Raw genomic sequence first — 9,318 nt, 5'->3', positions numbered from 1 at the left:
CTTACAAAAGAGCTAAATAGGAATTATGGTGTCGATTTTTGGCACCATTTTTCTTTTCAAAAAATCATTAATAGCCCAAACTGTTTTTGTCATTCAACATTCTTGTGGGATAAAAGAAAAAAAATCCATTAGCAGTACTTACTTCTTTAATTCAGCCATTTTTTTGCGTATCTTTTTTTACAAAAGAATTTTCTGCCACTTTACTTTTCGAACAAATGTTCGTATAATGTTTTTGAGGTGATGCTTATGTCAATGATTAGTCCCGATTCCGTTGAATTATTTTACCGGACGTATGATTCTTTAGTAAAAGATCCGCTGCCGTTAGCTTTATATTTAAATCAGATCACCACGAAAATGGATGCTGAAAAGCGGGATTATTTTATTATTCCTGCGAAAAAGACCGGCCGTCAGAAGGATATCTGCTTTCAATTTGAGCGTAAAAATAATGAACTTGTTTTCAAAGGGATTCACACCCGCAGGCAGGCTGACGAGCTTAGTTAAAAAATTATCGCTAACCGGAGCCGTTTAAAGGGCAAATTAAAAGCCAGCACATGACATCTGTGCTGGCTTTCTTTTTATCTTACGACCATAACGTTACAAGGAGCATTATTGACCACAAAAGCTGTGGTTGATCCTAACAATAGACGTGAGAAAGTTCCAGTTCCGGTAGCGCCCATCAAAATCAAATCAATCTCTTGTTCTTCAGCATAAGCAACAATTTTGGCTTTTGGATTTCCTTCGTCAATCACTGATGTGTAGGAAATATCTGCTGGAATCATTTCTTTCAAGGACTCCATCACCGCACCGGCAGCCGTTTGAGCTTGCTTGATGATGTGATCGGCAGCGTAAGGCTCAGCTCCTAGGTGATTGATGTCTGAGACAATCAGGACATACAGATGGGCATCGTTTCGACGAGTGACTTCGATTGCTTCTTGAAATGCGCGACGTGCTTGTTCAGATGAATCAACTGCAACGAGAATTTTTTTATATGACTCTTTCATAATGAGACCCCCCTTTTCTCCATTGTATCGAAGGAAGGGTACTTTTGTACAGCAATTACAAAAGCGCTTTCTTTTTTGACTGTTACTTTTTTCGATGAACTAAAAAAGCACCTTGATAAACAAGGTGCTTAAAGGGGATGCTAGTCTGATTAAACTAGCTAAGAAAGATTGAGAGAGGTCTTCCTCATAATCACATTTTAACAGATTTCTTTTCGTTTTTGGTGATTTTTATAACTATTTTTTTAACATTTTCAAATTTATTTGGAAAGTTACTAAATGTTTTTATTCCTTTAACGTTTCTATTTTTTCTAATTATCTTTGATTCGACCCGAAAAAAATACTTTTTTTAGTAACTATCTACTGATTTAAAAACTTTTGGTCCCTCGCCAAACTATATTTTCCGAAGATCCAGCGAAAATAAAAAAATTTCCTTGCAGCTAGTCACTACAAGGAAATCATTCTTTTTATTTGATATTTTTTTCACAAGAAAAGTTAAACAATTAAATTTTTACATACTCTAATTCAAGCTCTGTGCTGTCATTTTTCATCGCTACTTGATACGCCGTAGCCAATGTTTCCATTGTGGTAGGATCCAAAGCTAATTTGACAAAAGTTGGCAAGTTTGTCGCAGCAACATCGGTCTTTGGTTGGGCTACTAACGGTTGCATCATTTTAGCAAAACCACCTGTGATTGAAATATTTCTTTTCTCACAACGAATAGCATCTCTTAATTCCATTGGATTCGCAACTACTTTTTTCATCCCATCACCTCTTCTTTTTTTTGATAATAGCACAGCTATTCAGCAAAATCAATAAATTTGTGAAACAAAACACAAATATTTCGCTGTTTTTTTGTTATACTCGTTAGTAAGGAGCGAAAATTTTATGGATACTTATTTGCAACGAAAAAAGCGGGGATGGGTTGAATCCTCCGAACTTTTGGCCTTTCAAGACCACTCGGTGGCAGAATTATTAGTCCTGCTTTCCGACGAACAGGCATTGCTGCGGACGATTGCGGCTCACTTGTTACCAATCAATTGTGAGACAACGAACTTTTTATTGGCGGCATTGATTGTAGAGCCGGCACTTTATACCCGCCTTGCGATCACGGAAAAATTAGAAAGCGGCGACCAAATGACCGCCCGACAAATGCTGCCTTTGCTAGCTGAAATCGGTAACAATCAACATTCGACACCGATTGATCCTTCTAAAAAGAGTTCATTTCCCTTGCCGCGAGACTTAATCGCTCGCTCATTAGGTCGGATGCAGCCCAGTATTTTTCCTACTTTGCTAGCGGCCGCAACGGACCTCCCCGTTTTAAAGCTGAGTGAATTGATCGATGCCATCGGCTACCTGGCTTTTTACCATGCCGAGCTTACCACTAGCGAACATTTTGAAGCATTGCTAAAAATCAAAAATGCTCATAAGGAAGAACCGTTGATTCAGTGGAAGTTTTTGATTTGTTTTTCGGCCTTTCCTCAAAGTGCCCCACTTTTGCAACAGGAAAAACAATTTGTCCCAGAAGCGCAACGTTCTTTAAAACTGCTGCAACGAAAAAGAGTTTAACCGCCTAACGCTTTTCTCGTAAAAAAGATCAGACAGAAATGATTTCTGTCTGATCTTTTTACGCGTAATACTGAATGATTTGAGACAAAGCCTCAGTGGCGCCGGGACCGCTTTTGTCATCATAGTATTGAATGAAGCGTTCATCCGCCAAATACATTTCACTCAGCCCTTTGTGAGCTTCGCCCGAATATTTCTGCCAGCTAAATTCCAACCATTGTTTGTGCAGTGAAAAAATTTCTTTTGCTAATGGACTGGGTACTGTTCCTTCAGCGAGATAGTCCGTCAATTTCTGAACTAACTTATTTTCAACCTCGGTCATTGTTTGATACGTGGCTTCCGTCATGTTTTGCCATTTTTGATTCGCCGCTTCGACGGTTTTGGCCCCGTAGTTTTCACGGATTTCAGCTCCGTATTGCGTTTCGTTTTCTGCTATTTTGGCTTGTTTGAAGGCTTCAAATTTTTCATGATTCGTCATTGTAGTTTCTCCTTTGTAATAACTTAGTGTCTCATCCAAGACTTTCAGCAGACGGTCGATTTTCTGCCGTTGCTTTTCCAATTGATCTCGTTGTTGGACTAATGTTTCTTGGATGCGTTCATCAGGTCGGTCAACCAGTTCTTTGATCGTTTTTAAAGGGATTTCCAGCGAACGGTAGAGCAGAATTTGTTGTAGTCGATCCACTTCTTTTTCAGTGTAAATCCGATAACCCGCCGCGCTTAAAAAAGCTGGCTTCAATAGTGCCTGCTCATCATAAAAGCGCAGAGTCCGCGCGCTGACTCCCGAGAGTTCGGCCATTTGTTTGATTGTATACGTCATACTAACTCCTCTTTTTTTCATTCATTGCAATAGATATTTACTAGGTCCCTTTTATTTTACACATTTTTGTCTATCAAACGATCAATAACTAATTTTTAAACGTCCAACTTCGACTGCCTGACAAGCATAGCTTACACCTTGACGTAACGTGAAGGTCAAGCAAAAAAACACCTTGCTTATTACAAGGTGTCCAACGCTTTTACTTTTTTTCTAAATATAAGGATTGTTGATCAGTTTTTTGATAAATCGCTTGTAAGTCGTCCCAAGGGATTGCCCGATTTTTGTACCCGTAAGGATCATTGACGTAGACGATTTTTTCCTCCCGATCAAAACCAGTGATCACGGCCGAATGGATCAGTGGTGTCACATACATACTGCCTTGATCGGTTTCCCATAGCATAAAGTCGTTATCTGTCGGTACTTGAAAATCGACCGTTGCCACGATCCAAACCGGTTGGCCCTCAGCAACGACCTGCATGATCTGGTTAAACGGGGTTTGCTTACTGGAAACAACACGGTAGTCATCACCCACGTACTCTTGTGCTAATTTGGCAATCGGTTCGACTGCTACGCCCATCGCTTCATCCCCGCCGGTAATATCTCCAACAAAACCCAAATGAGGATCGCCATGATTTTCTGATTCCGTGTAGAGCGGTTGATAATCCAAGTCTTCCGCCAGTTCATTTTTGGTCGTTTGATAGCCATAATAACGTAACAACATGGATAACGCAGTTACTTCACAGCCATTATCGAGCGCCTCATCCGCAAATTGATCCTCTAAAAGGAACATCCAGCACGACTTTCTTTTCCTGCGGCTGAGTCAAAAGTTCGGTCAAGTCCGTCCCCAGTTTCGTTTGATCTTGTAATAAATAGACGCCTCCACCAATCAGTCCAATCAAGACCAGCAGAATACTTATTTTTTTCTTCATTCCATCACCTATCATTTAATGTCCATCAAGGATTATACGATGAAGACTGAAAAGCGCCAAAAAATAGAAACTTTGGCCGGTGGAAGTTTATACTAATTTAACTTTTTAGTCTTTAAAAAAACATTCCTTAAAGAAACACTAAAATCAAGCCCGCTCGTTTACACATACAAACAATTTGTTAGTAAAACATTCGAATCTGTGCTATATTAAGAAGTGGAATTTCGTTATCAACGTAATAGTTGCCTTTCGTGACAACCAGAAAGGAGAATGAATATGACATTCGATAACACAACTTTGCAATACCGCGTGACTTTGGATACTGATTTGAATCTTTTTATCGTTTTTGATAAGAATGACAACAATCATGTCGCAACTGGCGTAACGATTGAAAAAGCGGTCCAAGAATTGCAAAAAAACTAATGCGGACGCCACTTCCACATCGATTTTACGGCGTGATTTAATTCCATGGTGAAAACTAGACTTGTTTTTCTCCAAGAAAAATAGATCCATTACTATGAATTTAGGAGTGACTCCCATGAGAGACGCAAACTTGCGTTAAAAACACCTGCTGGCAAATCCACGGCAGGTGTCTTTTTTTGTTTAAATGTAACCGGCACGCCCTTCAAAACTCCGTAAAAAAAGCCCTTGACGCGTATGAACACGTCAAAAGCTTCTTCTTATCTTAGCGCACCACCATCACATTGCAAGGGGCATGATTGACAATATAGCCACTCGTAGAACCTACTAATAAGCGTTGGAACCGACCTTTCCCGGTTGCTCCGACATAGATCAAATCGATCCCATATTTCTCCGGTAATTCCTCGGTCAAAGCTTTTTTCGGGTTTCCGATGTATTGAATCAGTTCCATCTTTTGATAACGACCTCGTTCGGCTAATTTCTCCAAATATTCTTTGGCCCGTTGGGATTCTTCTGCTAAGATTTCCCCCATCGGCTGAGCACTGTTCATTAAAATACTAGAATCATCAATGACTTGGACAACATACAATTTGGCTTCATTCCGTCTAGCCGCACCGATCGCTTCAAAAAAAGCGCCTTCTGATTGATCCGACCCGTCAACAGCTACCATAATATTTTTATATCTGCTTACCATCATTTCTACCTCACTTCATTTAAAGTAAAAACCGACTGAGCTGCTAGCGAATAACGGTCACACTGCACGGCGCGTGATTGACCACGTAGGCGGCAGTTGAACCGATCCGTGACAACTGAATCTGCCCTTTGCCCGTCGCACCCAGAAAAATCAGATCGATCTCGTTATTCTTGGCAAACTCAACAATTTTTTCTTTCGGACTGCCCAATTCAACAAAAGGTTCTACATTGTCCACTTCACTGCGAGACGCATCATGAACTTTTTTCAATAATTCTTTCTCCGCCTGTTCCTTTTCTGCCGCATAAATTTTGCTAAAAGAAAACGCACTCGTGGAAAGTTCGCTATCATTGATGATCGAAATAACATATAGTTTGGCATCATAACGTTTCGCCGCTTCGATAGCTTCATTAAATGCCCGTTCAGCATGTTCCGAACCATCAACAGCGACTAGAATATTTTCATAGTTGCTCATCATTGTAACCGCCTCCTTTATTTAAAGTATAAAGGAAAAATAAGGATCTGTGAAACAAAATCAATTTTTTTGTGAGCCGCGTTACTCCACTGGCTTTAAACATCCTGAGCATTAAACTTGTAACCCCTTCGTCAATCCGTTAAGCTATGGATAGTTCATTTGTTTATTCGAGTTCCTTCCCAGGACTCCAAAGCCGTCGTTACCCTGCGACGGCTTTTTTCGAGCAAAAAAGTTGCTAAGAAAGCCCTTTTTTTCTATAGTAGATTTGGGTATTGCCCATCCTTTAAAAAAATTGTTTTTTTCCATGCAGACCGTCACCTTTTGTGAACGGTCTTTTTTTCTTTTTATTTACTCCATCTATGTTAAACTAAATTGGTTGAAACATTGTAATAGGAGGAATCGACATGTCTACAGTCCATTTAAAAAATATCCTGACCCGCAAAGAAGAACGGACGCTTGAACTTTCTTTCATTCCACGCGTCGGGGACACGCTCCAAGTCAAAGAGCCTGATAAATTTTTTTTAGTCCATGGCATTACACATATTATTGAAAACGAAACCACTGAGTTCGAAGTCTTTGTCGAACCGATCGACCGAACTTACTGGATGAATGAAATTTAAATACGGAGGTAAGCTGATGATCGCCCACAAAAGAGCCTTACTCCATGTAATTTAACCCACCCACAAATTATATGGAGGAATTTCCCATGAAAAATATTTATGATAATGAAGAATTTTTTGAAAATTATAGTCAAATGACCCGTAGCCAACAAGGATTGGCCGGTGCCGGTGAATGGCCGACCCTCAAACCATTGTTGCCTGACTTTAAAGGAAAACGCGTACTGGATTTAGGTTGCGGCTACGGTTGGCATTGCCTCTATGCAGCCGAACATGGTGCCGCCTCGGTCGTCGGGGTTGATCAATCCGAAAAAATGTTGAAAGTCGCTGAACAAAAAAACACCTTCCCTAACATCACCTATCTACAAGCCAGTATGGAAGCTGTCACTTTTGCCCCAGCCAGTTTTGATAGCGTCATTAGTTCTTTAGCCTTTCACTATATCCCAGCGTTTGATCCACTAGTAAAAAGAATCGCTGAATGGTTAGTTCCAGATGGTCAATTCATTTTTTCAGTGGAACATCCCGTGTTTACCGCCGAAGGCTCACAGGACTGGATTTATGATGAGCTGGGGGAAATTAGCCATTTCCCAGTAGATCATTACTTTTATGAAGGGCAACGAACCGCCCACTTTTTGGATAAGCCCGTCACTAAGTATCACCGCACCCTGACCAGCTATTTAGATACCCTACTGACAAACGGCTTTCAAATCACACGCGTCGTTGAACCCCAGCCACCCAAAAACATGTGGGATCTGCCAGGGATGCAAGACGAAATGCGCCGACCGATGATGCTGATCATCAAAGCCCAAAAAAAGAGCTAAAGCCATTTGATTCAAGAAATAAAAAGGAATTTCCGCAGAAACTACTTTTGGAGCACCGTTTATTCAGAAAAAGGAGGGATGACAAGATTTTGTCATCCCTCCTTTTGGATAAAAAAAGAAGACCGTTTCCGATCTTCTTTGTCAGTTCTGCGCTTAGTCTTTTACGATGTTTGTAGCTTGTAAGCCGCGTTGGCCTTCTTCAACATCAAAAGTCACTGCTTGACCTTCGTCTAAAGATTTGAAGCCTTCACCTTGGATAGCTGAGAAGTGAGCAAATACATCATTGCCGTCTTCACCAGTGATAAATCCAAAACCTTTGTCTGCGTTAAACCATTTTACTGTACCTTTATTCATAATAAGTACCTCCAATTACACATCAAATGTGTTTATTTGTAATAAAGAATGACGTGTAATAAAAAAGTATCTTAAAAAAATTAGATAACCACCTAGTCACATATCAAAGTATTACTTAGTTACCTTAACATGAATAATGACTAAAAGCAAAAGAAGTTGAACATTTAGCGTATTTAAATGTCCAAATATTAAGTTTTACTTCATTTCCTTAATATATCTTGCTAAGATCCCCTGCTGAATGCTTGATAAATTCAGCTGGAAAAATCGAGCTTACTTATTCCATACGAAAAAATACGAACATTATTTTATGGAATGCTCAGCAGCCCCTCCTATTTACGATACGTCCCTGATAGAATCCACCATCGAAAGTGGCCATATTCACGTGATGGTTCAAGAAAAAATCGAATGCTTCGGTTTAACGAACGAATCAGTAAAACAACGTATTTAAAACGTGGCGTGCTTATCCTCCCCAAATGCTGATACTTCGATGGAATTGTTTGCTATAGACGCACTATCCATTTATGCTCAGCGATCTTTTCTAACTTAAAATTTGCCGCAATAAAGTTAGAGAAACTGATGACTATTCGACTAGACAGCGATCATTTGTCTTAGTTAAAGACAGTGTTTTTATACTGTGGAAATTATAAAAAGATTTTGACAAAAAAATGTCTGTAATCACCTATATCAAAAAGAAATATGACTTTAAATTAATTAAAGGTGAAATACCCTCCATAACTACTCCACCAGTCAAAAAAGACAATCAGCTATTGCTGACTGTCTTTATTATGTAGTAAATTACAAAACCAATAATTCCCCAAAAGAGGATTAATCCTCCGAAAATTATTCGATAAACTTGGTAATTTTTTAAATTATAAAATGATTTCACTTTTTTTTTCACATAGTACCTCCAACAAAAGCCAATCGATCATCTACTAAAGAGAAGTCAATAAATTATACAACATCTTTTTTTTATTCAAAAAAAAGGGCTCATCCTTAACTATAAAATAAATTTTTTTAATAGAAACAGCTTTAGGAAGTACCTGTTTTTAACATTTATGCTAAAAAACAGAGTCTCAAATCTATAATATGTCAAATTAAATAAATTCTTTAAAATAAAAAAGAATGACTATTTCAGTCGTGATAGAGTTCTTTATGCACCAATGTTCAGATGATTCTTTTCCACAGCAAACTATTTTTGATCCTTTAGCGACTGAAATCCGAAATGATTATCTCCATTTTAATTTCCAAATCACTATGACCCCTCCCAAACATCAGAAACGTGTAAAATAGAAGCAAAGAACAATTCTATTCATTATTTAAACAATCAGAAAAAGTTTTTCAAAATTGCATTGGTAAAAAAGATAGTCGGAAAAAAGCACACTTGGAAGTGTACTTTAAGCATAATTAAGGAACCAATGTGTCTGTTTCAATCATGAGATACAAACCTCTGGATACTACTTATTAAAAGAGTCTCTTTGATCTTTGTTAGAGATAACAAAAAACTTTTCTCAAATACTTTGTTATGCTCAAGAACATCTACATTTTTTTCACTAAATATTAGGCCTCGACTTCTTATTTAAAGGTTTACAGTTTGAATCTTTATTTTATTGTTAATCAATCGACCTTCACCTAT

13 protein-coding genes are annotated in these 9,318 nt (G+C 38.6%); 5 read left to right on the top strand and 8 right to left on the bottom strand.

The genetic code is table 11. From position 1 onward, the window contains the following. The first annotated feature begins 246 nt into the window (after positions 1-246). On the top strand, positions 247-501 hold the full coding sequence (locus tag EP1_RS11230) for a DUF5960 family protein (RefSeq protein ID WP_067627404.1): 255 nt from the start codon (positions 247-249) through the stop codon (positions 499-501). 74 nt (positions 502-575) lie between these two features. Here EP1_RS11230 and EP1_RS11225 read toward each other — a convergent pair whose 3' ends face one another. Next, positions 576-1,001 carry a universal stress protein gene (locus EP1_RS11225; RefSeq protein ID WP_067627402.1) on the bottom strand — a complete coding sequence of 142 codons (426 nt, stop codon included), beginning with the start codon at positions 999-1,001 and terminating at the stop codon, positions 576-578. A 500-nt stretch (positions 1,002-1,501) separates the two neighbouring features. Further along, positions 1,502-1,762, bottom strand: a complete 261-nt coding sequence (locus tag EP1_RS11220) for a hypothetical protein (RefSeq protein ID WP_067627399.1) — start codon at positions 1,760-1,762, stop codon at positions 1,502-1,504. A 124-nt stretch (positions 1,763-1,886) separates the two neighbouring features. Between EP1_RS11220 and EP1_RS11215 the strand changes: the two genes are divergently transcribed. Then, positions 1,887-2,567 (top strand): hypothetical protein, encoded by a 681-nt coding sequence (locus EP1_RS11215; RefSeq protein ID WP_174519752.1) that lies wholly within the window; start codon positions 1,887-1,889, stop codon positions 2,565-2,567. A 58-nt stretch (positions 2,568-2,625) separates the two neighbouring features. On the opposite strand, the gene EP1_RS11210 is transcribed toward EP1_RS11215, so the two are convergent. From EP1_RS11210 to EP1_RS13695, 3 genes are all read right to left on the bottom strand, one after another. Next, complete coding sequence (locus EP1_RS11210) at positions 2,626-3,381, bottom strand: MerR family transcriptional regulator (protein WP_067627397.1); 756 nt, start codon at positions 3,379-3,381, stop codon at positions 2,626-2,628. A 199-nt stretch (positions 3,382-3,580) separates the two neighbouring features. Then, a complete protein-coding gene (locus tag EP1_RS11205; RefSeq protein WP_245630608.1) occupies positions 3,581-4,171 on the bottom strand; it encodes a C39 family peptidase in 591 nt (196 codons plus the stop codon). Next, positions 4,140-4,310, bottom strand: a complete 171-nt coding sequence (locus tag EP1_RS13695) for a hypothetical protein (protein ID WP_245630607.1) — start codon at positions 4,308-4,310, stop codon at positions 4,140-4,142. Before EP1_RS13695 ends, EP1_RS11205 begins: the two co-directional genes overlap by 32 nt. A gap of 273 nt (positions 4,311-4,583) precedes the next feature. On the opposite strand from EP1_RS13695, the gene EP1_RS13550 reads away from it, so the two are divergent. Then, positions 4,584-4,730, top strand: a complete 147-nt coding sequence (locus EP1_RS13550) for a hypothetical protein (protein ID WP_167540755.1) — start codon at positions 4,584-4,586, stop codon at positions 4,728-4,730. 262 nt (positions 4,731-4,992) lie between these two features. Here the strand turns inward: EP1_RS13550 and EP1_RS11200 are convergent, their stop codons facing one another. Both EP1_RS11200 and EP1_RS11195 read right to left on the bottom strand, forming a co-directional pair. Further along, the gene (locus EP1_RS11200) at positions 4,993-5,421 is read right to left on the bottom strand and encodes a universal stress protein (protein ID WP_067627395.1); all 429 of its coding nucleotides are present in this window, start codon (positions 5,419-5,421) and stop codon (positions 4,993-4,995) included. A gap of 43 nt (positions 5,422-5,464) precedes the next feature. Next, on the bottom strand, positions 5,465-5,896 hold the full coding sequence (locus EP1_RS11195) for a universal stress protein (protein WP_067627393.1): 432 nt from the start codon (positions 5,894-5,896) through the stop codon (positions 5,465-5,467). A gap of 401 nt (positions 5,897-6,297) precedes the next feature. Between EP1_RS11195 and EP1_RS11190 the strand changes: the two genes are divergently transcribed. Both EP1_RS11190 and EP1_RS11185 read left to right on the top strand, forming a co-directional pair. After that, entirely contained in the window at positions 6,298-6,513 is a 216-nt protein-coding gene (locus EP1_RS11190; RefSeq protein WP_067627391.1) for a hypothetical protein, read from the top strand. Positions 6,514-6,599: 86 nt separating this feature from the next. Further along, complete coding sequence (locus tag EP1_RS11185) at positions 6,600-7,331, top strand: class I SAM-dependent methyltransferase (protein ID WP_067627388.1); 732 nt, start codon at positions 6,600-6,602, stop codon at positions 7,329-7,331. Positions 7,332-7,484: 153 nt separating this feature from the next. Here EP1_RS11185 and EP1_RS11180 read toward each other — a convergent pair whose 3' ends face one another. After that, a complete protein-coding gene (locus EP1_RS11180) occupies positions 7,485-7,685 on the bottom strand; it encodes a cold-shock protein (protein ID WP_067627386.1) in 201 nt (66 codons plus the stop codon). Between the last annotated feature and the right edge of the window lie 1,633 nt (positions 7,686-9,318).

Origin of the sequence: Enterococcus pseudoavium NBRC 100491, from assembly GCF_001544295.1 — a bacterium.
GTDB lineage: Bacteria > Bacillota > Bacilli > Lactobacillales > Enterococcaceae > Enterococcus_A > Enterococcus_A pseudoavium.
This window is presented reverse-complemented; position numbering and strand designations above follow the sequence as displayed.